Origin of the sequence: Vreelandella arcis (assembly GCF_900103865.1) — a bacterium.
GTDB lineage: Bacteria > Pseudomonadota > Gammaproteobacteria > Pseudomonadales > Halomonadaceae > Vreelandella > Vreelandella arcis.
This window is the reverse complement of sequence record NZ_FNII01000002.1, coordinates 40,564-65,381: the sequence shown is the minus strand read 5'-3', so window position 1 is coordinate 65,381 and position 24,818 is coordinate 40,564. Positions and strand designations below refer to the sequence as shown.

Genomic DNA, 24,818 nt, shown 5'->3' with positions numbered 1-24,818 from the left:
ATCGCCAAGGCGCTGACGGCCTACCTGGTCGTCAGTGCACTTTGCATCAGTCCGGTGACGTTGGCGGCGTCTTTGCCTTCGTCGCTGCGTCAGACCTTGGCCGACACCTATCAGCAACAACAAACACCCCAGCAGCAGTGGCTCGCCCGCCAGTGGCGACAGCGCATGGATACGCCGTTAGCTGCCTTTATCCCAGACCCTGACAAGCGCCGCGCGCTGTTAACCCAGGTGCATCAAGAGGCGCAGCTTGCAGGTCTTCCGCCGGATGTGGTGCTGGCATTAATTCATGTGGAAAGCGCGTTTGATGCCGATGCGGTGTCATCGGCTGGTGCCGTGGGTCTCATGCAGATCATGCCGTTTTGGATGGAAGAACTGGGCTTGCCGACGGACGACTTAAGCGATCCAACCCGTAATCTGCGCTACGGCTGCACTATCCTTGCCCACTACCTCGCCATGGAACAAGGCGACTTTACCCGTGCCTTGGCGCGTTATAACGGCAGCTTAGGCGACACTTGGTATCCTGAGCGGGTAATGCACGCTTGGCGTGATCACTGGCGATAAGCCTGATCCCCGCATAAGACAAATCTGTGAGTCTAGCGTTAATGAAGGCGCATGACTTTCCTGGCATAAACTCGCATGATGGTGACCTCAGCATCTGGCTTTAGTGATAAAGGTGGCCTATGGCGTTTTTTAAACGTGGAATACTGGTTGTATTGTGCTGCGCCATGCCGCTAGCACTGCTTGGCGTCAGCGCTGACTCTTTAGCCAGTAATACCCGTATTAGCGTGTCTAACGCCGATGGCCACCCGCTATCCAATGCCGTCGTTGAGGTCTATTTCCCGCGTACCGATTCACCGAATACTACCGTGAAACGTATTTCCCAACGTGACGCGGCGTTTCATCCCAATGTCTTAGCGGTGCCAGTTAATAGCCAGGTCGCTTTTCCCAATGAGGACATTACCCGCCATCACGTATATTCGTTTTCACCGGCCAAAACCTTTGACCTCAACCTCTATCTGCAGGAAACCCCTCCCCCGGTCATGTTTGATCAGGCGGGTGTCGTGGTGTTGGGGTGCAATATCCACGACCATATGCAGGCGTTTATTGTGGTCAGCGACGCGCCCTTCTTTGCCCTGACCGATAGCACTGGGCAAGTTACCCTGCCGTCGCTGCCTGCCGGCCAACATCAGGTAAAAGTATGGCACAAGGGGCTTCACGATAGTCATCAGCGCTGGTGGGAAGGCCAAATAGAGTCGTCGCAGCACTTATCGGTGCCTTTGGAATTGAACGCAACGCCGCAGCCACCCCAAGAACCATCTCCGCTACAACAACGTTTTCAAGAGGCCACCTAGTGCCTAGCGACAGGCTAAGGATCCGGTAACAAGAACATGCGCTTTCGTACCCGCCTGATGCTCGTGCTGTTAACCGTAGTGGTGGTCTCACAACTGGCCACCGGCCTCGCGTTTTTACACGCCACCCAGCAAGACGCGCTAGCCAAAGGCAACCAGCGTCTTGAGGTTGGTGCCCGCGTGCTCAACCAACTGCTCGAAAACCGCGGCGATCAGTTACGCGACAACGTGGCGATTCTGGCGGATGATTTTGGTTTTAAAAGTGCCGTGTCATCGCAGGATAACGTGACGCTTCAATCGGTATTAGCCAACCACGGCGACCGGGCTGATGCTGATATCGTGCTGCTGAGTGATCTAGACGGCCAACTGCTGGCTAGCAGCCACCATCCTGCGCAAACACCCATGCCCTTCCCCGCTTTGTTTGAGACAGCCCGCCAACAGGGCTCTGCGGTCAGCGTGGTGATCGCTGATGGTCAGCCCTACGAGTTCGTCTTGTTGCCCGTTTATGCACCTAACGTGATTGGCTGGGTGGGCATGGGCTTTTTGATCGACGACGCCGTGGTCGAAGAAATCCATTCGCTTACCGGCCTTGAAATAAGCGTGGTCAATTACGCAACGCCACAAACACTGACCTACCTCACCAGTTCATACCTGCAAACCGAAGCCCAGGAGCTTAGCCAGCTTGGCAACGCCGTCATGGGAGGGGCTTACTCGCAAACCAGCCAGATGACCCCTGACGATCGCTATCTAACCTACGCCAGCACGCTGTATCGCGACTCACAAAACCAGACCTTTGCGCTCATTCAGCTGTCGCGCAACGAATTATTGGCCGCCTACGACGATCTACAATGGCAGCTGCTAGGTATCGTGGCACTTATTTTACTGTTTACGCTTGCCCTGGCCGCCTGGAGTGCCCGGAGCATCAGCCGCCCGCTTGTCGCGCTGGCCGACGCCGCTAAACGGATTGGTCAGGGCGAGCACGTCACAGCCTTACCCTCAGAGTCGCCCCGCAGCGAGACGGGCCTGCTCGCCAATACGCTGCGCTCAATGCAAGACGATATTGCGCAACGCGAGGCAACCCTGCGCCATCAGTCGCGCCACGACCTATTGACCGACCTACCCAACCGGATCAGCGCACTGGAAGACATCAACCGGCGCATCCAAGCCCGCCACCCGTTTACCTTGCTGCGCCTGGCAATTAAAGACTTTCGCAGCATTAACGACACCTTCGGCTATGCGCTGGGCGATCACGTACTGGTGAGGCTGGCCCAGCGCCTGCAGGGGCTTAAACCGCCCGTTCAATCCGCCTACCGCCTGGCAAGTGATGAGTTTTTATTGCTCTTGGATATGCCTAATGCGCCCCTCGATTGGCATACCCGGACACGCCAAGCGCTATCTCAGCCCATCGACCTGGATAAATCATTGATAAGCCTTTCCCTGGCCGTTGGAGAAGTGAGCTACCCCGACCACGGTGACAGCGCTCAGTTACTGCTGCGGCGCGCCGATATCGCGCTGGACTCGGCGCGTCATCATCAAGATGCCCACCAGCGTTACGTTGAGGGACAGGACGAACGCCACCTGCGCCAGTTGACGCTGATTCACGACCTTCGTGATGCCGTGAGCAATAACGAACTATGGATGGCCTATCAGCCCAAAATAGCCACGCATAACGGCCAAGTTTGCCAGTTCGAAGCACTGATGCGCTGGCGGCATCCCTCGCTTGGTTTTGTCCCCCCGGATGAATTTATTAGCCTAGCCGAGCGCTCGGGCAATATTCGCCAGCTCAGCCAGTGGATGCTTGAGCACGTCACAGCCCAACTCCATGAGTGGCAACAGCAAGGCCACCGAGTCAGCGTAGCGGTCAACTTATCCGCCAGCGACGTCACCGATGCCGAACTCCCCAGGCAGCTAGCCGAGTTATTAGCGCGTTACCATCTCGCAGCAGATCAAGTCAGCCTGGAGGTTACCGAAAGCGCGGTCATGCAGGACATCGAGGCTGCCACCAGAACGCTGAATGAACTCAGCCGCCTGGGTATGTCGATCGCCATTGACGACTACGGCACCGGCTATTCGTCGCTGGCGCAAATCAAGCGGCTCCCGGTCAACGAGCTCAAAATCGATAAATCCTTCGTGCTCAAGATCGACACCCAAGAAGATGATCTGACGATCGTGCGGTCAACGATCGAGATGGGCCACAGCCTGGGCTTGAGTATCGTTGCCGAAGGGGTCGAAAACGCGGCGAGCGCTTCCCTACTCAACCGCCTCGGCTGTGACTATTTACAGGGCTACTGGTTCGCCAAACCCATGCCAAGCGACGACGTGCTTAGCTGGCTAGATGCCGTCGAGGTATTCACCTTTACGCGCTAATCGCACAACGAATAAAAAGGACATTGTATGCTCGCCCCTTTCCCGCCAGCGTTAGGCAAGGGTATTGCCGCCCTGGCCATCACCCACGCGCTATTAATCAGTGGCACGGCCTTTGCCGGGAGTCGGATTATCGGCACCGGGGGCGTCAGCGCGATTGAGGGCGCCGCAGGCGGTGGTCTCTCCCCCTGGGCCGTGCTCACCAGCACCGCCAGCGAGCAAGAATTCGGCGCGACAGCGTCTCTTTCGCGCGCCTGGCTGGACGACTACCGTTTAACGGTGAAGGCGGCAAGCGCCAACCTCTATGACCGCGTTGAGGTCTCGGTGGCGCGCCAAACCCTTGACCTCGTCACGCTGGGCGGCGAGCTGGAGCAAACGATTGTAGGCGGCAAGGTGCGCTTGTTCGGCGATGTGCTATACAACCCTTGGGGCATCTGGAGCGCAGGTTTTCAGCACAAGCGCGTGGCCGACGACAGTATTCCCAAAGCACTGGGCGCCCAGGACGGTCAGGGTAACGATGTGTACCTGAGCGCCAGCAAGCTGGTATTCGGCGCCGTTGCCGGGCGCAACCTGCTGCTTAACGCCACCCTGCGTAACACCGAGGCCAACCAGGGCGGGCTGCTGGGGTTTGGCGGCGATAACGACGGGCGCCAATGGGTTGCCGAAGGTAGCCTCGGCGTGTTTGTGACGCCGCAATGGGTGGTGGGCATGGAGTACCGACAAAAACCCGACCTGCTCGGTGCTGCCGAAGAAGACGACTGGCAAAGCGTTTACAGCGCTTATTTCTTCAACAAGCACGTTTCGCTCACCACCGCCTGGCTGTCACTTGGCAATATCGCCGGACTTGCCTCGCAGGACGGCGCTTACGTGTCGCTTCAGGCGGCTTTTTGACCGGTCAAGGAGATTCCACCATGCGCTTTCCCCGCTACCCTGCCGCGCTGCTGATGGCACTCTGGCTGACGGGCTGTGCGGCCCAGGATACGACCCAGCCATCGCTTTACTCACGCCTCGGCGGCATGGACACCATTGAAGCCGTGGTCGAAAACATGCTGTACCGCGTGGCTGACGACCCTAACGTGGTCGTATTTTTTGCCAACACCAATATCGATCACTTCGCCGATGCCTTTGCCACCCAGCTATGCGATATCAGCGACGGTCCTTGCCAATATAAAGGGCCGCCCATGGATCGTGCCCACCAGCACATGGGCATCAATGATGCGCATTTCAATCGAGTGGTTGAATACTTAACCGACGCCCTAGGGGAAGAAGGGGTACCTTTGGCGGCACAAAACGAGCTGTTGGGACGCCTGGCTCCGTTACATGCCGACGTTATGCGACGGCAATAATCCGCCAGTCATCCCGGCCGGCTGTTTTCACCTGATAAAGCGCTTTATCAGCGGCTTCATAGGCTTGGGGGAAACCCGCTTGTTTAGGCATGAACCAGGTAGCGCCAATACTCAGCGTCACCTGATCGTTATTCGGATGGGTCAGGTGAGGAAATTGTGCCTCTTGCACTCGCTTGCGAAGCTGTTGGCAATAGTATTGCAGCGTAGCGTGGTTCTCACAGGGCATTAGCGCGGCAAATTCGTCGCCCCCCAAACGGTATAGCGTTGCCTCTTCGGGTAAGGCATCCGCAATGACCCGCGCCAGACGACATAACAAAGTATCTCCCGCTGGATGCCCCAGGGCATCGTTATACTGTTTAAAAAAATCGATATCCACTATCACTAAACCCAGTGATTGCTGCTGTTGACGCATGACGTCCTGCTGCAAGGCGCTGCGATTACCAATGTCGGTTAACGGATCCCGCATGGCGCGTTTCATCCACCGCAACGTATCCTGGGTTGCCTTCTCTGCTCGGCGCAGCTGACGCTCATGCAACCACCAAAACAGCAGCCCCAGCAAGAAAATCAACACGCCAGTGTAGATCAGCACCTGATGGTGCCAGCGGGTTCTCTCGGCGAAAGTATTGATGGCTTCCCCGCGTCGATCCAACTGGCCCATCTCAATACGCGTTAAACAATTAATTGGGTCGAGCAATTCCCGGGCAAGCACCACCGGCGGCACGCTGTTGCTTTCAAGGGCGGTGACGGTCTCGTCCAGCACGCTTAAACTTGCCGACGTGCAGTCGTAATGCTGATGGTAAATATCAACGTCGAATAGCCCGTAAGCCAACTCAATGTCGACTATCGCGTCACTACTGGCGTCCTGATTAGGCATTTCCAAAAGTCGGACCTGGGCATCCTGCAAATACAACCGCGAGCGTGTAGCCAGTTGCTGGCCGGTCAAATTGCCCGACTGGCTAAAGTAGGCTTGAATCTCGGGAAACACCCAGCGGGCTTCATAGATGATCAAAATCATCAGCGCCATAAAGCTCATCAGGCTAAGCGATAGCCATGTCACATAGCGGCCAGGTCGCTTGCGCTTCGCTGATGAAGCGCAGCTATCGCTTGATGATACAAACGGCTGCTTCATAGCTTATCAACGGCTTCGATACTACGAATCATCCATATCCAGTCATTAAACTCGCGTAAAGCCGTTACATCTCGATTGCCGTAATCGCGCTCGACCAGACGCACCGGGCCCCTTGAGCGAAGGCTAAGCGGCTGACCGTTTTCGCTGGTGACCAAATACCAGTTGGGGTTTCCCCAGCCGCCTAGCGTCACCTCGTAGCCGTCCCACGCCGTAAAACGCAGCGTTGGAGGAACGCGGCCAAACTGACGGACAAGAAAATCCGCAAACGGCATGCCCTGCATTTCGACCGTTTCGCCCTGGTAAGGATCAAACAGTTGGAATCGACTGGTTGAATGCTGACGCAGTTGTTCAACGTCAACTTCGTGCACCTCATCGCCATCAATAAGACGCAGTGTTTGCGCCTCGCTAACCATCGGAAGGAGCAGCGCGCATACAAACGCCCCTAGTGCCCAGCGAGCAGTGGGATAGCGGCGCAAGCAACGCTTGGAAGTGGCTGCAGCCATGGCAATAACATCCCAATAGTTGACGATAGGCCGACTGTACCATTCCCTAAGTTACTTTTCCTTTCAACACCTACTAACTCTTTATCAATGGGGATAATTAAAGAGAGGCGTAGTAATAGAGATCAGTCAGGATCTGTGTCCCGCGGGTGGCGCTTGGCGTTCTCCTGGGTTTCGAGACCGCTTTTAAGCTCATGAGTCAAAGGATCGTAATTGGGTCTTAACTCATCCTTGACCGTGCCACTCCACAGCCGCGACCCCACAAAGTAGCCTGCCCGGCCAATCACGTGGGCCGCTACCGGCGCGGTCATCATGATGAAGAGGATCACCCCGAAAGCCCGCGCGACCACCGCCACCTCGCCAAAGTGCAGGGCCACCGCCAGCATGATCAGGGTAGCGCCGAGGGTCGCTGCCTTGGTGGTGGCATGCATACGCGTCAGCAGGTCGGGCATGCGCACCAGCCCCAGGGCGGCCAGGAACATGAAGATGGCGCCGACCAGGATCAGCCCCCCCTTGATCAGCTCAATCATCCCGGGCCCCTCCTCGTTCCAGGAAGCGCGCGAAGCCGATGGCCGCCATGAAGGCCATCAGCGCCATGACGATGGCCACATCCAGCAGGCTGGCTACGTCGGTGGCGATGGCTATCAGGCCAATGGTGCCGACCAGGATCGACGAAAAGAGCTCCAGGGCCACCACCCGGTCGGGCAGGCTGGGGCCCTTGAAAAGGCGTACGAAGGATAGACACAAGGCCAGGCACATGAGCGCCAGACTCAACAGAATGACAGTCGACATAGCTCCCCTCCTCTCAATGACATTCTCAATGGAACAGCTCCAAGGCACGGCGCTCGAGCTCGGCCAGCCCCCGGCGCAGCTCGTCCTCGTCATCGAGAAACATGGCGTGGATGTAAAGCACCCGGCGGTCGTCGGAGACGTCCAGCGTCAAGGTGCCCGGCGTCAACGAGATGAGGTTGGCGACGAAGGCGATCTCGAACTCGTTGCTCGCCTTGAGCGGCATCGCAATCACACCCGGTTTCATATACCAGGGCGGCGTGATGATGTCGAACGCCACCTTGAGGTTGGCCAGCACCAGTTCCTTGAGGAAGAAACCAATGAACAGGATCAGCCGCGGCAGGCGCTGGGCATGGCCGGCCAGGGCCGGCACCTGGGGCTGCATCAACGCCAGCACCAAGTAGCCGAACAGCAGGCCGGCGAGCAGGTTGCGTCCGCTGAAGTCGCCGGTGAGCACCACCCAGGCGAACCCCAGCAACAGGTTCCAGGCGGCACCGATCATGGCATCACCTCCTCGCCTTCGCCCAGCACTGCCTCGATATAGCGAGACGGATCGAGCAGCTCGGTCGCCGAGGCCTCCGCCAGGGCGTAGATGGGCTCGGCGTTGAGACCAATGAACAGGGTACACAGCGCCAGCCCCACCACGGGCGTGGTCATCAGCCACATCTCACGCTGACCCACTGCCGGATAGGGATCAACGTCGCCTTCCTCCGGGGCGGCCTTCCAAAACACCTCGGCCCAAATCTTGATCATCGAATAGAGGGTCAGCAAGCCGACCAGCAAGGCGATAAAGGTCACGCCCCAGGCCTCGGCCTCAACGCCTGCACGGATCACAATGAACTTGGCGAAGAAGCCGGACAACGGCGGCACCCCTGCCAGCGATAGCGCCGGGATCAGAAACAGCACAGCCAGCCAGGGATGGCTGCGATACAGCCCGCCCAACTGCTTGAGCTGGTAGGTTCCCCGCAGGCGACGCACGATGCCGCTGACCAGGAAGAGGTTCGTCTTCACGATGATGTGGTGCATGATGTAGAAGATCCCGCCGATGATCGCCAAGGGCGTGAACAGCGCAAGGCCCAGGATCATGTAGCCGATCTGGCTGACGATGTGGAATGACAGAATGCGCCGGAACTCGTACTGAGCCGCCGCGCCCAGCACCCCGGAAAGCATGGTCAGCCCAGCCCCCCACAGCAGGATCTCATGGGTATAGCCGGGGCTCTGGTTGAAGATCAGCGTGAACACCCGGTACAGCGCGTAGACCCCCACCTTGGTGAGTAGCCCGGCGAACAGCGCCGACACCGCCACCGGCGGCGTGTGGTAGGAGGCCGGCAGCCAGAAGAACAGCGGGAAGGCCGCCGCCTTGATGCCGAAGGCGACCATGAACATCATCGCCAGGACATCGACCATACCGGTGTCTTCCAAAGTGGCGATACGCTGGGCGATGTCGGCCATATTGAGGGTGCCGACCATGCCGTAAAGCAGGCCCACGGCCACCAGAAAAATCACCGAAGACACCAGGTTCAGGGTCACGTACTTGATTGCGCCTTCCATCTGCGCCTTCTCGCTGCCGAGGATCAGCAACGCGAAGGAAGCCACCAGCATCACCTCGAACCAGACGTAGAGGTTGAAGATGTCGCCAGTGAGGAAGGCGCCGGCCACCCCGGCCAGCAGTAGATGCATCAGCGGAAAGTAACCGAAAGCCTCGTGGCCTCGGCTGGTGGTGGCCAGGGAGTAAAGCGCCACGGCAAAACCGATGATGCCGGTGAGCACCACCATGATGGCACCCAACAGGTCGGCCACCAGGCTGATACCGAAGGGCGCCTGCCAGTCGCCCATGTGCATCACCAGGATGCCTTCGCGATTCACTGTGGCGAGCAACCAGAAGGCCGTCATCAGCAGGCTACCGGTGCCGGCCACGGCGACGAAGCGTTGCATGCCCCTGGAACGCCAGAACACCAGAGACACGGCCCCGGCGAACAGCGGGATCAGGATGGGCAGCGCGATCTGGGGCATCACGTGTCGGTATCCTTCATCTTGTCGAGGTCATCGGCGCGAACGATCTCCCAGGCACGCCGCACCAGTACCACCGCGAAAGACAGCACGCCAAACGCGATGACGATGGCGGTGAGCACCAAGGCCTGAGGCAGCGGGTCGGCGACGGCCCCCTCGGGGGCACTCATGCCGGGTGGCACCAGTGGCGGCGCCCCGCGAGTCAACCCTGCGGTGACGAAGATCAACAGGTTGGCGGCGTTGGAAAGCAGCATCAGGCCGATCACCAACTTGACGATGGAGCGGCGCAGCATCATGTAGATGGCGGTGGCGAACAGGATGCCGATGGTCACAGCCATCAAGGGTTCCATGTGGCCTCCTCGGGGTCGGGTTGGTTCTCGTGGTCGGTCTTGATCAGGGCGCTGATGGCGGTGAGCACAGAGCCCAGCACCACCAGGTAGACGCCGATGTCGAAGATCAGCGGCGTCGAGGCCTTGAAGTCGATGATCGGGATAGTCCACCACTGGGCGGTGAAGAAGGGGTCGCCGACCCACCAGGCAGGCACCGTCGAGAGCACCCCCAGCAGCAGGCCCATGCCAATCAAGTCTCGCGGCGAGACCTTGAGCATGGCTTGCATGGCCCGCAGCCCGAAGGCGAAGAGGTAAAGCGCGAAGGCCCCCGCCGCCACCAGGCCCGCGATGAACCCGCCGCCCGGCTCGTCATGGCCGCGCAGCAACAAAAACAGCGAGAACAGCAACTGCAACGGCAGCAGAAGCCGCGCGGCGACGGTGAGAATCAGGGTGCCCGGTTTAACCATCGTATCTCTCCGACGGGGCCGAGGGCTTGGCGTCGTACTCCTCGGCGTGGAAGCGCATCATGGCATGAACCCCGATGGCCGCCAGGGCCAACACGAACATCTCCCCCAGGGTGTCCAGCGCCCGGAAGTCGACCAGGATGACGTTGACGATATTGTGGCCATGACCCAGCGGCTGGCTGTTCTCGACCATGTAGTCGGAGATTCTTGGCAGCCGCTCGCCACCCAGCACCGAGAGCATCAGTAGCGTGACCATGGTGCCCACCAGGCAGGCCACCACCAGGTCACGCAGGCGCTCCATTGTGGTGGAAAGGGTGGCGAAGCGCGGCAGGCGAAATAGCACCAGCACCAGCAGGATCACCGTCAGGGTCTCCACCAGCAGTTGAGTGATGGCCAGGTCAGGCGCGCTGAACAGCACGAAGGTCAGGGCAATGGAGAAGCCCATGATGCCCACCGCGGCCACCGCGGCCAGACGTGAGCGCATCACGCAGGCCGTCACCGCCCCGGCCACCATCAGACCCGCCGTCACCACTTCATGGAAATAGGCATCCAGCGAGAAGGGAAAGCTCGGCGAGTGCCGGAAGAACAACGCATGGCCCACCAAGCCCAACAGTACCAGCAGGGTCATCACCAGGTAGTTGCGGATGTAGCCGTTCTGCAGCATCCGCGTCTGCCACTCTGCGACCGTCACCAGGCCGCGCATCATTCCCTCGTAGCAAGCCTCCGGGCCCCGGGCCATGAGCGGTTCCAGCCGCCCCAGAGCGGAGCGCACCCCATCCCAGTGGCGGAATACCAGGATGCCTAGGGCGAGGCTCGCTAGCGACAGTATCAGCGGAAGATTAACCCCGTGCCACAACGTCAGGTGCGCCGACACCTCACTGGCGCCGATGCCCGACGCGGTAACCGATACCAGGCCGTCCAGCAAGCCCGGCGCCAGGCCGAAGATCAGCGACAACCCGGCCAGCAGCGCCGGCCCGACAAGCATGTCCCCGGGCGGGTCGTGAGGTGTGTTGGGCGTCTCGCGACGCTTCCCGGCGAAGGGCCGCAGCACCACGACGGCCGCTACCGCCAGCGTCAGGAAGGCCGCCGTGAAGGCCAACAGCAGAATCAACCAACGCCAGGCCTCGGCCTCAAGCACCGCCTTGAACATCAACTCCTTGCCCAGGAAGCCCAGCAACGGCGGCAGACCGGCCAGGGACACCGCGGCCACCGCGGCGACGACGGCAGTGCGCGGCATTAGTGATCGCAAGCCACCCATGGCGGTGACATCCTTGGTGCCGGTCTCGTGGTCAAGAATGCCGGCGACCATGAACAGCGCGCCCTTATAGAGCGAGTGGGCAAGCAGGAATACCACAAAGGCGGTCAATGCCCCGTCGGTGCCGATGCCCAGCAGCATGGTCAGGGTGCCCAGCGCCATCACCGTAGAATAGGCCAACAGCTTCTTGATGTTGGTGTGCTGGATGGCCAGGAAGGCCCCAGTGGCCATGGTCAGAGCGCCCACCAGCGACAGGGTGATCACCCAAAGTTCGGTTCCGCCCAGCGATGGATGCAGGCGCGCCAGCAGGTAAACGCCCGCCTTGACCATGGTCGCCGAGTGCAGATAGGCGGAGACCGGCGTGGGCGCCGCCATGGCGTTGGGCAACCAGAAATGGAAAGGAAACTGGGCCGACTTGGTGAAAGCACCGAGCAATACACAAACCAGCAGCGGCGCGTAGAGGGCATGCTCGCGCAGTGCCTCCCCCTGAGCATTGAGCTCGACGAGCGACCAGCTATCGCCGGCCACCCCCAGCATGGCGAAACCAGCGAGCAGCGCCAGGCCCCCGCCCGCGGTGACGAAAAGCCCCTGCAACGCCGACTTTCTGGCTTCCGGGTCGGTGTGGTTGAACCCGATCAGCAGGTAAGAGGTAATGCTGGTGAGCTCCCAGAAGACGAACAGCGTCACCAGGTTATCGGCCAGCACCAATCCCAGCATCGACATCATAAAGGCGGTGATAATCACCAGGAAACGTGCCAGATCGCGATGGCCGCGCAGGTACTCGCCCGCGTAGACCAGCACCATAGCGCCGATCACCGTGATCAGCATCGCGAACAGCCAAGACAGCCCGTCTATAAAGAAGGTCAAACTGATATCGAGCCCCGGCACCCATGCCCACTCCAGCAGCAGCGTCTCGCCGGCCAGTATCTCCGGCGCCAGGCCCAGCAACCAGACGGCCACCAGGGCGGGATACGCTGCAATGACGCGTGCCGTGTGCCCACCGAACCAGTGATGCAACAGCGGGGCTACCGCCGCTAGCAAAAATCCCATCAATACGGCAAGTTGCATCCAGCGGTATCTCCTGTGTTATCGACCCAGGTTCACGATAAAAACTGTAAACCAGTCCGCGCTGGCTTGCTAGTCAACGGATCAACGGAGTTACAGCACCTTACGATCTTCCACCTTGGTGTGCTCAGTCCCTGGGGGCAATGGATGGCCCTTGGCCAATTCCGCTCGCGTCGCCTCGCGGATGGTCAGCACGCTGACCTGATAGCGCAGCGTATGCCCCGCCAGGGGATGGTTGGTATCCACCGTTACCTGGTCTCCGTCTATGTCGAGTACAGTGACAATCTGAGGCCCGGCCTCACCTTCGGTCTGAAAACGGCTGCCGATGGTAAGCTCGGCGTTGCCAAACGATGCGCGAGTGACCGTTTGTACCAGCGCATCGTTGTACAGGCCATAGGCCTCGGCCGGGGCGAGGGTCACGCTAAGTTCAGCGCCCTCCTCCTGGCCTTCAAGGGCGTTTTCAAGCCCCGGCAAGATATTGTCGTGGCCATGCAGATACTCGAGCGGTTTATCCCGCGCCTGGGAGTCATCGAGCACCTGCTCGCCGCCGTCGCTCAACACGTCTTTCAAGACATAGTGCAGGGTCACCACGCGATGCGCTGAAATCGACATATAAAACTCCTCTCCGGTAAGCTGTCGCCTGTGTGTCCAAGCGTGGGCATAGCTTATCATTAGGTCATTGTCACCGTCTTACCCAGGAGGCACACTGAATGCCCACCCCCACTCCCCAGCGCAGCTGGCGCGCTGCACTGGCGATTTACCTGCGTGCCCCGGTCATTACCATGCTGTTTTTAGGGTTTTCTGCCGGGCTGCCCTTTTTGCTGGTGTTCTCGACGCTCTCCGCCTGGCTGCGTAGCGACGGCGTCGAAGTCGCGGCGATTGGTTTTTTCGCCTGGATCGGCATGCTCTACTCGATCAAGTTCTTCTGGGCACCGGTGGTTGACCGCCTGGCACTGCCGGTACTCACCCGCCATTTCGGCCAGCGGCGCGGCTGGATGCTGCTCGCCCAAGCGATGATTGCCGGCGGGTTAGTAGGCTTGGCGGGGTTAAGCCCGGTGGGTAATCTAGGCTGGGTAGCCGCCTTTGCACTACTGGTCGCCTTCGGCTCAGCCACTCAGGACATTGCCATTGACGCCTTTCGCATTGAGTCCGCCGAGGACGACGTACAAGCGGCCATGGCCTCTACGTACATTATTGGTTATCGAGGAGGACTGATTGCCGCTGGGGCATTGGCGCTTTATGTCGCCTCAGCCGTGTCGTGGCAGGTAGCCTACCTGACCATGGCGGCATTGGTTGGGGTCGGCGTGCTCACGGTACTGGCCCGCCCAGAACCCAAACGAGCCTCGTTAACAGTACAGTTAATTCACGAGCCCAAAGTCCGCGCGTTTATCCGCGCCAGCCGCGGCAGACCTAAACCCCTCCGCCGGATAGGCGCCTGGGTGATTGGCGCCATTGTGTGCCCATTCACCGACTTCTTTACCCGCTACGGGGTCAAGGCGCTTTGGCTGTTGGTGTTTATCGGCGTGTTTCGCATCAGCGATTTGGCGATGGCGTCGATGGCCAACCCGCTGTACATCGATTTGGGATTTTCGCTGGAAACCATCGCCAACGTGACCAATGTGTTTGGCATCGCGATGAGCATTACAGGGGGGATTCTGGGCGGCTTACTGGTGGCCCGCTACGGCATCGGGCCGCTGCTGATCTTCGGGGCCGGCATTGTGATGGTCACCAATTTACTGTTCGCGGTTTTGGCGTTGATAGGCAACCAATTACCCATGTTGGTGGTGACCATTGTCGGCGATAATTTGGCCAATGGCCTGGCCAGCGCGGTGTTTATCGCCTTCTTATCCAGCCTGACCTCGCGGGCCTACACCGCCACCCAGTACGCACTGTTTTCTTCGCTTATGACACTGCCGGGTAAGTTTCTGAGCGGCTTTGGCGGATTAGTCGTCACCAGTCAGGGTTACGCTAGCTTTTTTGTCCTGGCTACGCTGCTCGGCTTGCCGGCCATTGCGCTGGCGGTATGGATCAACCGCGACCGCCAGCTGGTTCCTAAGCCTGCATTTAACACCCATTAGACTAGGGGCCTAGCGATGGGCTTCTAGCCAGTCTAGCGCCCCCGGCGTCGTACGCCATTGATCGCGCATTAGCGTGCGGTACTGCCAGGCCTCTGCCCGCGTGCCGGGGTCGACTTGCCCATCGGCGTAGGGCATTACCGGGCGCGGATTCTCGGCGCAAATCATCTCCAGAATATACCGATTGTGGGCGATGACCTCGTCGAGGGAGCGCTCTGCCGCCTCGTGTTGCGCCAAGCGATAGAACGCTAAGGTGCGGCCCATTAACAGCCCCAGCTCCAATGAGCCGTCGTCGTTGGCGTGCTCGGTAAGCGCCAGCGCTTCCTCGTTGCGATCATCGCGAAGCAACTGATCCAACACCAGCTCTTTGAGACCCAGACTGTCTTCCTGATCAATCGCCAAGAGTTCTTCGGCGAGTTCCCGTGAGTGCTGGCGAGACCCACGCTCCATACCTACTACCAGAGCCAATCCGATGCGCAGCAGCATGGCGTTATCGGCATCATCCCAGCGCAGGCTTCCATCGCCTTCGGCCCGTGCTTGAGACAGCCAGCGCGAGAGACGCTTGGCCAGCGGCGCCAGTAGACTGGGTGCCATCCACGGCAGGCTGCCAAACCGGCTGGTTAAGGCTAAGGTTAAATCCTGAACCACCTGAGGCGAATCCAACCATTCGGGGTGGGAGCAAAGTGCCGACATCCACTCGACGGCATTGCCCCAGGGGTCACCGCGAAAGCCGAGCGCTACATCGTCATCGACCATCACTTGGAACTGCTCGTGCCAAGCGGCAAATAGCGTCGCTTCGCGAGCACTGGTGTGATACGTCAAATGGCCCGTCTCTGGGTCTTTATGGATATCAATCTTGGGTGCAGTGGGCAGCGCGGCAAGCAACGCCTGTAACGAAATTAACGGCGTTGCCAAATCCTCCTCGGCGCTGAGTAGCTGATCGGCCAACGTAGCCCCAGGGTTATCGGCCAACGCGGCGAGAAAATCTAGCTGTTCGTCGTCAAGATCGCCCTGGCGCACCAGGCGGCGATACCAAAAATTAGCGCGCTCTTTGGCTTCCCGCTCGTGGCCTTCGTGCAGCAGCAGCATGGCTTCGATATACGCAAGCGTCGGCGAATCCGGCAGCGCCTGCTGGGCTTTAACGAACGCCGCCCGAGCGCTGTCCAGGTCGTCATTATCCAGGTGCATCAGACATAGTCGTTCAAGCGCCACACCGCGTAAAAACAGCGGCCCGCGATCCAACACCTCATCCAGCAAGTCGGCGCGTTTGCGGGTAAACCCCCGCTCCTGGTAAATATCCAGCAGAATTTCAAAGGCAGGTTCGGCCTGCTCCGGTAGCCTTGTCCAATCGCTGCCGTCGAACAGCGATTCCAGAATTTGCATGGCGCGGCCACTTTGACCGCTTTCAGCGGCGATTAGCCCGGCTTCCAACAACGCCTGGGGAAGTGCTCGCTGGCTATCCAGTGCGGCTTTCAGCGTTGCGCCCTTCCACTCGCGTAACGAGAGCATCCACATCATCTGCTCGGGAATTTCCGTCGGAAACTCGACCCGCGCGCAACACTGCTTGAACTTGCGACCGGAATCGCACCAGCAAGGTTCGTTGCGCCCTGGTGTGGCGAGCGGTTCGCAGTCGAAATCCAGCCGTTCTAACGGCGTTTGCGACCACAAAATGGGAGCGAGCGCCTGAGCCGTTGCGAGGTCGTCGTTAAAAAAACTAGCGCCCTCGGCACGCACCCAGGTCATAAAATCGGGATAGTGTTCTTGTTGCCTAATTGCCGAGAGTGCCCCGGAGGCAAATCCCAGCAGCTGATCGACCCATACCGCCAGCATTGCCGTCTCCACTGTATTAATGACCGTATTCAAAAGCGCCATAGTTTAGCATGATCAACAGGGTGTACGCAGAGAGGATTGGCGACATCGTCACAGACTGCTAGGGTTCAGCGTGTTAACAAACCGCGCAGTGTTTCAATCAGCTAGAGCGAGGCGATGAACGAACTGACAATTACCACCTGCCAAGGACAAGCGATAGCGCCTCATTTGCAGGCACTCGCCCGGCTACGCATTAGGGTGTTTCGTGATTTCCCCTACCTTTACGACGGCGATCTAAGCTACGAAGCGGAGTATTTAGGTCGCTATGCGGATAACCCCGCTAGCCTTTTCGTACTGGCATTCGATGGTGACACGCTGGTAGGGGCCGCCACCGGTCAGCCGTTGGCAGATGAAGTCGACGAATTTCGCCGACCGTTTGAGGCTAACGGCATCTCGCCCAAGCGCGTGTTTTATTATGGCGAATCGGTACTGCTTCACGACTACCGCGGCCGTGGCGTTGGCAAGCGCTTTATGGCAGCGCGGGAAGCTCACACCCTTCACCAAGGGTTTGATATAGCCGCCTTCTGCGCCGTCGAACGGCCAAGCGGCCACCCGCTGGAGCCAACAGGCTACCGACCGCTTCATGACTTCTGGAATGCCCAGGGCTACCAGCGACACGGTGAGTTAGCCACTACCTTCGCCTGGAAAGACATAGGCGAGGCGGACGAAACCCACAAGACGATGGTGTTCTGGCTGAAAAACCTTGGCTAGACCTTGCGTGCCCACTCCAACAACGGCTGGGTACGCGTGTGCATGTCCAGCCGTGCCTTGAGGCGCACCAGGTTCCAGTAGTGACCGTTCAAGGCGCGGGAAAGCAGCAGCGTATCGGCGGGCGGCTGGAGGCGATCCATAGCGGCCCACACCTTGGGGGTCAATTCACGCAGGCGGCGGTGAACGCGCACGTCGCTGAAATCCTGCTCGCCGGGGGCAAACAGCGGGGCGACGCACTCGGCGGATTCGCGGTAAAGCGATAGCGGCGCGCCCTGCCCCTGGCGACCGCCCATCTTCATCAGCGCCTCGTCCATCGCCATCGGCTCTTGTTCAAGGGTCGCGTTGAGCAATTGCATCATGGCTTTTAAACGCGCTGCAGGCACGGGGATCACCGCGCCGAAATCGTAAATCACCAGCCGTCCTTGTTCATCCGCCGCGAAATTACCCGCATGAGGGTCGGCGTGAAGCTCTCCGTAGGTAAACAGCTCCTCGGTGATCCAGTCCGCCAACGCCACGGCGATTTTCTGGCGGGTGTCATCGTCGGCGCTTTCCAACTCGCGCATCGGCGTGCCATCCACATAGCGCATGGCCAGCACGTGCGGGCCGGAAAGCTCGAACAGCGGTTCGGGAATCACCAACCGCGTATCGTGCTGGTAGCGCTCGCGGTAGCGCGCCATCGCCTCGGCTTCGGCACGGTAGTCCAACTCGTCACGCAGCCCTGCCGCCAATTCTTCAAACAGCGCATCCAGCCGTGCCTGGGGGACTTTGAACCAGCGGCCCAAGCCCATCATGCGCCGCACCTGCTTTAAGTCGCTTTCCAACACGTCAGCCAAACCGGGGTACTGTACTTTTAACACCACCGTTTCGCCTTCGTGGGTCACCGCCTTGTGCACCTGCCCCATCGAGGCGCTGGCAAAGGGCCGCTCTTCAATCTCACGAAAATAGGCCTCCACATCACCGTATTGCATCACCAAGGCTTCGCGAATGCGCGGCCAGGGCATTGGCTCTGCCTGGCGTTGCAGGCGAGCCAGCTCTTCGGCCAAATCAGCCGGCAACAGGTCGTCCCACTGGGACATAATTTGGGCAAGCTTCATCGCTGGGCCTTTAAGCTCGGAAAGCCCTTCAAATAGTGCCTCGCCTAGCGAGCGCCAGTCGGCTTGCCCGCCCAAGCGCGTTTTGAGCAGCGCACCACCGGTGCGGGCGCCCAAGCCCATTAAACGTCGTGTTCTACCGCGATCTCGCATGGAAACTGCCTCGTTAAGCGTCTGGTAGACAGCTTACGCAATCAATCATATTTATACAAAAGCTATACGCACAACCTTCAAGCGTCACTTAATCGATAGCCTTTCAGGATGCTCAACCCCACATCGTGTCTGGTACTATATCGCCCACCTTTAACGACCCAGGCAAAGCCCGCATGCGCTTGATTATTGCCGAAAAACCCAGTCTTGCCCGGGCGATCGCCGAGGCACTCCCCGGCAGCGCCAAACGCCAGGACGGCGCGATTATCTGCGGCGACACCACAGTAACCTGGTGTTTGGGCCACCTATTAGAACAGGCCGCACCGGAAGCCTACGACCCCGCCGATAAACAATGGCGGCTGGATCGGCTACCCATTGTGCCCCAACAGTGGAAACTGATGCCGCGACCCAAAGCGCGGGGCCAGCTAGCCGTGATTCGTAAGCTGATCAAACAAGCCACGGACGTTGTACACGCGGGCGACCCTGATCGAGAAGGCCAACTGCTGGTGCAGGAAGTGATTGAGCACCTCAAATACCGTGGCCCGGTGCAGCGGCTATTAATTAGCGACCTTAACCGCCCGGCGGTAAGCCGAGCACTTGCCGCCCTACGCTCCAACGCGGATTTTCAGCCGCTGTACCAAGCAGCTCAGGCCCGCGCCCGCGCCGATTGGCTTTACGGTATTAACCTGACCCGCGCCTGGACACTCACCGGCCGCCAGGCAGGCCACGATGGCGTGCTTTCCGTTGGCCGCGTGCAAACCCCGGTGCTGGGTCTGATCGTGCGCCGCGACAACGCCATCCGCGACTTTGTGCCCCATCCGTTTTACCCGCTGTGGGTAGATCTAAAGGTTGCCCAAGGCCAATTGCGCGCCTGGTGGGCACCCAAGGAACATCAGCCGCTGGATGATCAAGGCCGTTTGATCGACCGTACCCCTGCGGACGAATTGGCGTCTCAGCTACCCGGCGCTTCAGGTCAGTTGACCAAGCTTGATCAACAAGAGAAGCGCCAGGCACCGCCGCTGCCCTACTCGCTTTCTGCCCTGCAGGTAGACGCCGCCCGCCGCCATGGGCTTTCCGCGCAGATAGTGCTGGATATTTGCCAGCGCCTTTACGAGCAACACAAGCTGATTACCTATCCGCGCTCCGACTGCCGCTACCTGCCCGAGGAACACCTCCCGCTTGCACAGCGCAGCTTGACCGGCGCCTGCCAGAACGACGACACCCTGCGCCAGTGGCTCAACGGGGCAGACTTCTCCCTGCGCTCCAAGGCGTGGAACGACAAGCAGGTGGGCGCGCACCACGCCATTGCCCCCAGCGGCAAACCTGCGGATTTCGGCCAGCTGTCCACCACCGAAGGGCATGTGTTTCGACTGATCGTGCGCAACGTGATGGCACAGTTTTACCGCCCGCTGCGCACCTTTGAAGTGAAGGCAGAATTCACCCTGATGGACGAGGCCTTCCGCGCCCGCGGTCAGAGCATTCTCGACCCCGGCTGGAAGCCGCTGTTCACCACCCGCGAAGAGACGCCACCCCTGCCGCCGTTGACGCAAGGAGAAGCCTGCCAGGCGCTCGGCGCAGGCGTCGAGGAGAAAGAAACCCGCCCGCCTGAGCCCTTCACCGACGCCAGCCTGATCAAGGCGATGATGAACATCGGCCGCTACGTGGATGACCCAGAAGTACGCCGCACCCTGCGCGACACCGACGGCCTGGGCACTGAAGCCACCCGCGCCGGCATTATCGAAACCCTGGTACAGCGCGGCTACCTGGTACGCAAGCAAAAAGCCCTGCGCGCCACGCAACTCGGCAGTGCACTCATTGCCGCCCTGCCCAGCGCCGTCAGCACGCCGGAGCGCACCGCGCTATGGGAGCAGCGCTTGCGCGCGATTGCCGAACAGCAGGATAATGCGAACGCCTTTCAGCAGGCGTTACTGGATGATTTACGCGGCCTGCTTACTCATAGCGACGCGGCCAAGCTAAGGCAGAGCTTGCAGACCGCACAGGGAGAAGCCAGCGGAACCGCCAAGCGCAAAAGTACTAAAACCAAACGCGGGCGCTATGTGAAACGCAAACCGGCCAAACAACGCTGATGGTGCTTGTAGCTACTGCAACTACAGGACGTAAGCCAAGCATCGCCCGCAACATATTTACAAGAGACCTTCTTTCAATAAAGCCTGTCATCCCTCTGTTTTTTTTATTAGAGTCAGGCCCCACTTTTGCCATCGCCCGTATAGGAAGTTCACGCACGCCATGAATGCTGATCAACTCAAACAACTTGAAGATGACCTCTGGTCCGCCGCCGACAATTTGCGCGCCAACTCGGATCTCAAGTCGAGCGAATACGCCACGCCGGTGCTCGGGTTGATCTTTCTGAAATTTGCCGATAACAAATACGAACAGGCGGTAAAGGCCATTGCCAAAGAGCATGCGGCGCTCCTGGGTACCCGTCGTGAGAAATCGATTTCCGATATAGCGATTCAAAAATGCGGTTTTTACCTACCGGACCATGCGCGGTACAGCTATTTGCTTGGTCTCCCGGAGAGCGAAGATATTGCCAAAAAGATCAAACAGGCAATGGAGGCGATCGAAGAGTATAAGCCCGAGTTGGATGGCATTCTCCCGAAGGACGAGTACGTTGCTCTTACCCGTACCAGCAATAGTTTGCTGGGTGAGCTACTGAAGAGTTTTTCAGATATACCGCAGGATGCCAGCGGCGATATCTTCGGCAAAATCTACGAGTTTTTCCTGGGTAGATTCGCCTTGAGCGAAGGCCAGAAAGGCGGTGAGTTTTTCACGCCCACCTCGGTGGTCAAGCTGATGGTGGAAATCATCGAGCCCCACCATGGCACGGTATACGATCCAGCCTGCGGATCCGCCGGGATGTTTGTGCAGTCCCAGCAGTTTGTAGAGCGCCGCCGTAAAGATCTGGAGGAACGAGGCGAAGCCCACGATGACGACCAGCTCTATGTGTACGGCCAGGAAAAGACCTTGGATACCGTCAAGCTGGCCAAGATGAACCTGGCAGTCAACGGCCTGCGAGGCGAGATCCGCCAAGCTAACAGTTATTCGGAAGACCCCTTTGGTGGCTTCAGCAAGTTTGATTTTGTGATGGCCAATCCGCCATTCAATGTGGACGACGTGCCTCTTGCCACGGTAGAAGATGATTCACGCTTCAACATCTACGGCCTGCCGCGCAAGAAAACCAAGATCAAAGCCAGTGAAAAGGGTAAGGAAACTGTCCCTAACGCCAACTACTTGTGGATCAACCTGTTCGTCACTTCCCTGAAGATGAACACCACGGATAGCGGCCGGGCGGCGCTAGTCATGGCTAATTCCGCCTCCGATGCCCGCCACAGCGAGGCAGACATTCGCCGGACTCTGATCGAAAACAACCTTATCTACGGTATGCTTACCCTACCGTCCAATATGTTCTACACGGTCACCCTGCCTGCCACCCTCTGGTTCTTCGATAAGAACAAGCAGGATGACCGCATCTTGTTTATTGACGCCCGCAATATCTTCACCCAAATCGACCGTGCCCACCGTGCATTCAGTGAGGAGCAGGTTCAGAACATCGCCATTATCAGCAAACTGCACAAGGGCAAACGGGCCGAGTTTATCCGGCTAGTGCATAGCTATTTCCTCGACGGCATGAAACAGCTTAAAACCAACCAAGAAAAGGTTGAGCCTGTTTGCGGGCAACTGCTCGATGTGCTGGATGACACTCAGGGCAAACAGGCCGTGGGTGAACTGATCAGCCAGTGGCAGGGCCTAAAACCCCTGCAGCAGGCCAGCGAGGCGTACATCCAATCGACCAACCTGCAATTGAATTCGGCGCGAGATATTGAAGCCGCCAACCGCGCCCAACATGCGCTGAGAGCAACGTTTGCCCCCTTCTTTCAGCAACTGCATACCGGTCTCAAGCAGCTCGACAAAGTGGTGCGCCAGCATGAAAAGTCCAGAGTCGAAGAAGCCAGACAAGCTGGTAAGCGAACCACCACCGACCGCAACGCCCGCCGCTTGAAAGAAGCGCTGGAAGAGCTACATAAGGAAGTTCGCAGTGCGGAGGCTTACTACCAGCATATCCACTGGCTACAAGAGCGCTTCCCGAAGGCCGAGTACGAAGATGTGACGGGGCTGTGCAAGCTGGCGACCCCAAAGGAAGTGAAAGAACAGGATTATTCGCTGAATCCGGGGCGGTATGTGGGGGTTGTGATTGAGGAGGATGGGAAGACTGAGGAAGAGTTTCTGACAGGAATAGAAGACTTGAATGATGAACTTACGTCATTAAATTCCTATGCAGAGGCTCTCGCCTCTTTAATCAGTAAAAATTTGTCGACATTGGTTGAGAGCAAATGATTGATTTTCCCATAGTCAAAATAGGTGAATTGATCAATTCCGGTGAAGCTAAAATTCAAACCGGCCCTTTTGGCACCCAGTTAAAAGCCAGTGATTACTCTGCTCACGGGTACCCGGTAATCAATGTTAGAAATGTAGGCTTTGGCGATATCCGCTCAGAAAACCTGGAGTTCATTGACGACAGGATTGCGGAGAAGTTGGCTTCCCATAGGTTGCTACATAACGACATTGTGTTCGGTCGGAAAGGGGCTGTAGAAAGGCATGGGTTAATCACTGAAGCACAGGAAGGCTGGTATCAGGGCTCTGACTGTCTGAGGTTGAGATTCAACTCATCCAGGATAAATCCTAAATTTATTTCTTATTTTTTCCGAACGCAAGCTCATCAGGATTGGATGATGGCCGTGTGTGCATTCGGGGCGACCATGGCCTCCTTGAATCAGGACATTGTGAAACTAATAAACGTCCCGGTTCCGCCACTGGATATTCAAAATAAGATCGTGGGATTGCTCTCTGCCTACGACGACCTGATCGAAAACAACAAACGCCGCATCACCCTGCTGGAAAACATGGCCGAGGAAATCTATCGCGAGTGGTTTGTGCGCTTCCGGTTTCCGGGATGGCAGGAGGCGGAGTTTGAGAAGGGGCTTCCGGTTAACTGGCAAACATCTGGCTTGGGCCAAATCGCTACATTCGTGATGGGCCAGTCACCGAAATCTGAGTTTTATAATCGGAATAGAGATGGTTTGCCATTCCATCAGGGTGTGGGGACTTTTGGTAAGCGTTTCCCTGCACATGAGGTTTATTGCTCGGTCACGGGAAGGGAGGCCAAAGCTGGCGATGTGCTGTTCAGTGTGCGAGCGCCTGTTGGACGGTTGAATCTCGCTTTGGAGCCTATGGTGATTGGCCGAGGCTTGGCTGCAGTACGTCACCATCGTGGTTGTCAATCATATCTTTACTACCTCTTATCAACGGCATTCACTAATGAAGATATCATCGGGAACGGTGCGATTTTTAATGCAGTTGGTAAAAATGAGCTTCGGAGTTTTAAGGTGCTTTCGCCACCCGATGAGCTGGTTGATGCGTTTGAAAAACTGGTGAAGTCCATAGACGAACAGATAGCCGGTCTTATTCGGCAAAATGAGGTTTTGGAGAAAACTAAAAACCAGCTCCTCCCCCGCCTGATCTCCGGCAAACTTTCCGTGGAAAACCTGGATATCGAATTCCCGCCCTCCATGCATAACGATCAGTCGGACCGCGCGGACGAAGCCGCGGCTTGAACCTTCAATGGCAATCAGACAAACTGTCACCAGATATCAATAAGTGGTGACGGTTTGTCTGACTCTGGCTCCTCCCGATCCTCCCGGGCGCAACTCCAAACCCTGTTTCGTCAGCACGGCGGACAGCTTCGCCTGAGCGAGGCGCTAGCCCGGGGCATTAGCCGGTACCAGTTCTATCAGCTCCGCGATGAAGGACTTATCGAGCCGCTCAGCCGTGGCCTGTACAGGCTAGTGGACCTGCCGCTGATTGAAAACCCGGATCTAGTGGCTGCCGCCACCCGCTTTCCCCATGCCGTGCTATGCCTCATTTCAGCGCTGGATTGGCACGGCATTACCACTCAGATTCCCCACCAGGTGCATCTGGCGGTGGAGCGGGATGCGCGCCTGCCGGTTTTGGATTATCCACCAGTGGCCGGGTACCGATTCTCCGGGCAAGCCTTTAGCGAAGGCATTGAACAGGTCGAGGTGGATGGCATCACGCTACTGGTCTACAACCCGGAAAAAACCCTGGCGGACTGCTTCAAGTTCCGTAATCGCATCGGCATGGATGTCGTGCTGGAGGCTCTGGAGCTTTACCGCACCCGCAAAACCTTCCTGCCTGGAAAGCTGATGAAATACGCCAATATCTGTCGCGTCGCTAAGGTCATGGCGCCTTATGTGGAAGCCAAGCTGTGAAGAAAGCCCACGCA

23 protein-coding genes are annotated in these 24,818 nt (G+C 58.4%); 11 read left to right on the top strand and 12 right to left on the bottom strand.

Annotation, left to right across the window (positions count from 1 at the left end; all coding sequences use genetic code 11):
* Positions 1–12: 12 nt before the first annotated feature.
* The 5 genes from BLR97_RS02245 (at position 13) to BLR97_RS02225 (ending at position 5,059) form a co-directional block, all read left to right on the top strand.
* A complete protein-coding gene (locus BLR97_RS02245) occupies positions 13–561 on the top strand; it encodes a transglycosylase SLT domain-containing protein (RefSeq protein ID WP_089702663.1) in 549 nt (182 codons plus the stop codon).
* A gap of 119 nt (positions 562–680) precedes the next feature.
* The gene (locus BLR97_RS02240) at positions 681–1,352 is read left to right on the top strand and encodes a carboxypeptidase regulatory-like domain-containing protein (RefSeq protein ID WP_244511136.1); all 672 of its coding nucleotides are present in this window, start codon (positions 681–683) and stop codon (positions 1,350–1,352) included.
* 36 nt (positions 1,353–1,388) lie between these two features.
* Positions 1,389–3,716 carry a putative bifunctional diguanylate cyclase/phosphodiesterase gene (locus tag BLR97_RS02235; protein ID WP_089702047.1) on the top strand — a complete coding sequence of 776 codons (2,328 nt, stop codon included), beginning with the start codon at positions 1,389–1,391 and terminating at the stop codon, positions 3,714–3,716.
* A 27-nt stretch (positions 3,717–3,743) separates the two neighbouring features.
* Complete coding sequence (locus tag BLR97_RS02230; protein ID WP_089702045.1) at positions 3,744–4,604, top strand: DUF3034 family protein; 861 nt, start codon at positions 3,744–3,746, stop codon at positions 4,602–4,604.
* Between the two features lie 20 nt (positions 4,605–4,624).
* On the top strand, positions 4,625–5,059 hold the full coding sequence (locus BLR97_RS02225; RefSeq protein ID WP_089702043.1) for a group 1 truncated hemoglobin: 435 nt from the start codon (positions 4,625–4,627) through the stop codon (positions 5,057–5,059).
* On the opposite strand, the gene BLR97_RS02220 is transcribed toward BLR97_RS02225, so the two are convergent.
* From BLR97_RS02220 to BLR97_RS02175, 10 genes are all read right to left on the bottom strand, one after another.
* On the bottom strand, positions 5,043–6,188 hold the full coding sequence (locus BLR97_RS02220) for a GGDEF domain-containing protein (RefSeq protein ID WP_244511135.1): 1,146 nt from the start codon (positions 6,186–6,188) through the stop codon (positions 5,043–5,045). The two genes, BLR97_RS02225 and BLR97_RS02220, sit on opposite strands and share 17 nt — an antisense overlap.
* A complete protein-coding gene (locus tag BLR97_RS19885) occupies positions 6,185–6,691 on the bottom strand; it encodes a hypothetical protein (RefSeq protein ID WP_244511133.1) in 507 nt (168 codons plus the stop codon). The genes BLR97_RS02220 and BLR97_RS19885 overlap by 4 nt, the downstream gene beginning before the upstream one ends.
* Before the next feature lie 122 nt (positions 6,692–6,813).
* Positions 6,814–7,218 carry a monovalent cation/H(+) antiporter subunit G gene (gene mnhG, locus BLR97_RS02210; RefSeq protein WP_089702042.1) on the bottom strand — a complete coding sequence of 135 codons (405 nt, stop codon included), beginning with the start codon at positions 7,216–7,218 and terminating at the stop codon, positions 6,814–6,816.
* Positions 7,211–7,480 carry a monovalent cation/H+ antiporter complex subunit F gene (locus BLR97_RS02205; RefSeq protein ID WP_089702040.1) on the bottom strand — a complete coding sequence of 90 codons (270 nt, stop codon included), beginning with the start codon at positions 7,478–7,480 and terminating at the stop codon, positions 7,211–7,213. The genes mnhG and BLR97_RS02205 overlap by 8 nt, the downstream gene beginning before the upstream one ends.
* A 25-nt stretch (positions 7,481–7,505) precedes the next feature.
* A complete protein-coding gene (locus BLR97_RS02200) occupies positions 7,506–7,979 on the bottom strand; it encodes a Na+/H+ antiporter subunit E (protein WP_089702038.1) in 474 nt (157 codons plus the stop codon).
* Positions 7,976–9,493 carry a Na+/H+ antiporter subunit D gene (locus tag BLR97_RS02195; protein WP_089702035.1) on the bottom strand — a complete coding sequence of 506 codons (1,518 nt, stop codon included), beginning with the start codon at positions 9,491–9,493 and terminating at the stop codon, positions 7,976–7,978. Before BLR97_RS02195 ends, BLR97_RS02200 begins: the two co-directional genes overlap by 4 nt.
* Positions 9,490–9,837 (bottom strand): Na+/H+ antiporter subunit C, encoded by a 348-nt coding sequence (locus BLR97_RS02190; RefSeq protein WP_089702034.1) that lies wholly within the window; start codon positions 9,835–9,837, stop codon positions 9,490–9,492. The genes BLR97_RS02195 and BLR97_RS02190 overlap by 4 nt, the downstream gene beginning before the upstream one ends.
* A complete protein-coding gene (locus BLR97_RS02185; protein WP_089702031.1) occupies positions 9,825–10,283 on the bottom strand; it encodes a Na+/H+ antiporter subunit B in 459 nt (152 codons plus the stop codon). Before BLR97_RS02185 ends, BLR97_RS02190 begins: the two co-directional genes overlap by 13 nt.
* Positions 10,276–12,603, bottom strand: a complete 2,328-nt coding sequence (locus BLR97_RS02180) for a putative monovalent cation/H+ antiporter subunit A (protein ID WP_089702029.1) — start codon at positions 12,601–12,603, stop codon at positions 10,276–10,278. The genes BLR97_RS02185 and BLR97_RS02180 overlap by 8 nt, the downstream gene beginning before the upstream one ends.
* Positions 12,604–12,693: 90 nt before the next feature.
* Complete coding sequence (locus BLR97_RS02175) at positions 12,694–13,212, bottom strand: FKBP-type peptidyl-prolyl cis-trans isomerase (RefSeq protein ID WP_089702028.1); 519 nt, start codon at positions 13,210–13,212, stop codon at positions 12,694–12,696.
* 98 nt (positions 13,213–13,310) lie between these two features.
* Here BLR97_RS02175 and BLR97_RS02170 point away from each other — a divergent pair, with 98 nt between their 5' ends.
* Positions 13,311–14,678, top strand: coding sequence for an AmpG family muropeptide MFS transporter (locus BLR97_RS02170; RefSeq protein ID WP_089702026.1), 1,368 nt, complete (start codon positions 13,311–13,313; stop codon positions 14,676–14,678).
* A 9-nt stretch (positions 14,679–14,687) separates the two neighbouring features.
* On the opposite strand, the gene BLR97_RS02165 is transcribed toward BLR97_RS02170, so the two are convergent.
* Positions 14,688–16,505, bottom strand: coding sequence for an SEC-C domain-containing protein (locus BLR97_RS02165; protein ID WP_089702024.1), 1,818 nt, complete (start codon positions 16,503–16,505; stop codon positions 14,688–14,690).
* Between the two features lie 156 nt (positions 16,506–16,661).
* On the opposite strand from BLR97_RS02165, the gene BLR97_RS02160 reads away from it, so the two are divergent.
* Entirely contained in the window at positions 16,662–17,255 is a 594-nt protein-coding gene (locus tag BLR97_RS02160; RefSeq protein ID WP_089702021.1) for a GNAT family N-acetyltransferase, read from the top strand.
* Here the strand turns inward: BLR97_RS02160 and BLR97_RS02155 are convergent.
* A complete protein-coding gene (locus tag BLR97_RS02155; RefSeq protein WP_089702019.1) occupies positions 17,252–18,499 on the bottom strand; it encodes an ABC1 kinase family protein in 1,248 nt (415 codons plus the stop codon). The genes BLR97_RS02160 and BLR97_RS02155 overlap by 4 nt on opposite strands.
* Before the next feature lie 173 nt (positions 18,500–18,672).
* Between BLR97_RS02155 and BLR97_RS02150 the strand changes: the two genes are divergently transcribed.
* The 4 genes from BLR97_RS02150 to BLR97_RS02135 all read left to right on the top strand — a co-directional run bounded on the left by BLR97_RS02150 (position 18,673) and on the right by BLR97_RS02135 (position 24,804).
* A complete protein-coding gene (locus BLR97_RS02150) occupies positions 18,673–20,583 on the top strand; it encodes a DNA topoisomerase III (RefSeq protein ID WP_089702017.1) in 1,911 nt (636 codons plus the stop codon).
* A gap of 160 nt (positions 20,584–20,743) precedes the next feature.
* Entirely contained in the window at positions 20,744–22,852 is a 2,109-nt protein-coding gene (locus BLR97_RS02145) for a type I restriction-modification system subunit M (protein WP_089702015.1), read from the top strand.
* Positions 22,849–24,129, top strand: coding sequence for a restriction endonuclease subunit S (locus BLR97_RS02140; RefSeq protein WP_244511131.1), 1,281 nt, complete (start codon positions 22,849–22,851; stop codon positions 24,127–24,129). The genes BLR97_RS02145 and BLR97_RS02140 overlap by 4 nt, the downstream gene beginning before the upstream one ends.
* 54 nt (positions 24,130–24,183) lie before the next feature.
* Complete coding sequence (locus BLR97_RS02135) at positions 24,184–24,804, top strand: type IV toxin-antitoxin system AbiEi family antitoxin domain-containing protein (protein ID WP_211605033.1); 621 nt, start codon at positions 24,184–24,186, stop codon at positions 24,802–24,804.
* Positions 24,805–24,818: the final 14 nt, after the last annotated feature.

Coding starts and splice junctions, on each gene's coding strand:
- BLR97_RS02240 (WP_244511136.1), top strand. CDS start 681: ATGGCGTTTTTTAAACGTGGAATACTGGTTGTATTGTGCTGCGCCATG.
- BLR97_RS02235 (WP_089702047.1), top strand. CDS start 1,389: ATGCGCTTTCGTACCCGCCTGATGCTCGTGCTGTTAACCGTAGTGGTG.
- BLR97_RS02230 (WP_089702045.1), top strand. CDS start 3,744: ATGCTCGCCCCTTTCCCGCCAGCGTTAGGCAAGGGTATTGCCGCCCTG.
- BLR97_RS02225 (WP_089702043.1), top strand. CDS start 4,625: ATGCGCTTTCCCCGCTACCCTGCCGCGCTGCTGATGGCACTCTGGCTG.
- BLR97_RS02220 (WP_244511135.1), bottom strand. CDS start 6,188: ATGAAGCAGCCGTTTGTATCATCAAGCGATAGCTGCGCTTCATCAGCG.
- BLR97_RS19885 (WP_244511133.1), bottom strand. CDS start 6,691: ATGGCTGCAGCCACTTCCAAGCGTTGCTTGCGCCGCTATCCCACTGCT.
- mnhG (WP_089702042.1), bottom strand. CDS start 7,218: ATGATTGAGCTGATCAAGGGGGGGCTGATCCTGGTCGGCGCCATCTTC.
- BLR97_RS02205 (WP_089702040.1), bottom strand. CDS start 7,480: ATGTCGACTGTCATTCTGTTGAGTCTGGCGCTCATGTGCCTGGCCTTG.
- BLR97_RS02200 (WP_089702038.1), bottom strand. CDS start 7,979: ATGATCGGTGCCGCCTGGAACCTGTTGCTGGGGTTCGCCTGGGTGGTG.
- BLR97_RS02190 (WP_089702034.1), bottom strand. CDS start 9,837: ATGGAACCCTTGATGGCTGTGACCATCGGCATCCTGTTCGCCACCGCC.
- BLR97_RS02185 (WP_089702031.1), bottom strand. CDS start 10,283: ATGGTTAAACCGGGCACCCTGATTCTCACCGTCGCCGCGCGGCTTCTG.
- BLR97_RS02180 (WP_089702029.1), bottom strand. CDS start 12,603: ATGCAACTTGCCGTATTGATGGGATTTTTGCTAGCGGCGGTAGCCCCG.
- BLR97_RS02175 (WP_089702028.1), bottom strand. CDS start 13,212: ATGTCGATTTCAGCGCATCGCGTGGTGACCCTGCACTATGTCTTGAAA.
- BLR97_RS02170 (WP_089702026.1), top strand. CDS start 13,311: ATGCCCACCCCCACTCCCCAGCGCAGCTGGCGCGCTGCACTGGCGATT.
- BLR97_RS02165 (WP_089702024.1), bottom strand. CDS start 16,505: ATGCTGGCGGTATGGGTCGATCAGCTGCTGGGATTTGCCTCCGGGGCA.
- BLR97_RS02160 (WP_089702021.1), top strand. CDS start 16,662: ATGAACGAACTGACAATTACCACCTGCCAAGGACAAGCGATAGCGCCT.
- BLR97_RS02155 (WP_089702019.1), bottom strand. CDS start 18,499: ATGCGAGATCGCGGTAGAACACGACGTTTAATGGGCTTGGGCGCCCGC.
- BLR97_RS02150 (WP_089702017.1), top strand. CDS start 18,673: ATGCGCTTGATTATTGCCGAAAAACCCAGTCTTGCCCGGGCGATCGCC.
- BLR97_RS02145 (WP_089702015.1), top strand. CDS start 20,744: ATGAATGCTGATCAACTCAAACAACTTGAAGATGACCTCTGGTCCGCC.
- BLR97_RS02140 (WP_244511131.1), top strand. CDS start 22,849: ATGATTGATTTTCCCATAGTCAAAATAGGTGAATTGATCAATTCCGGT.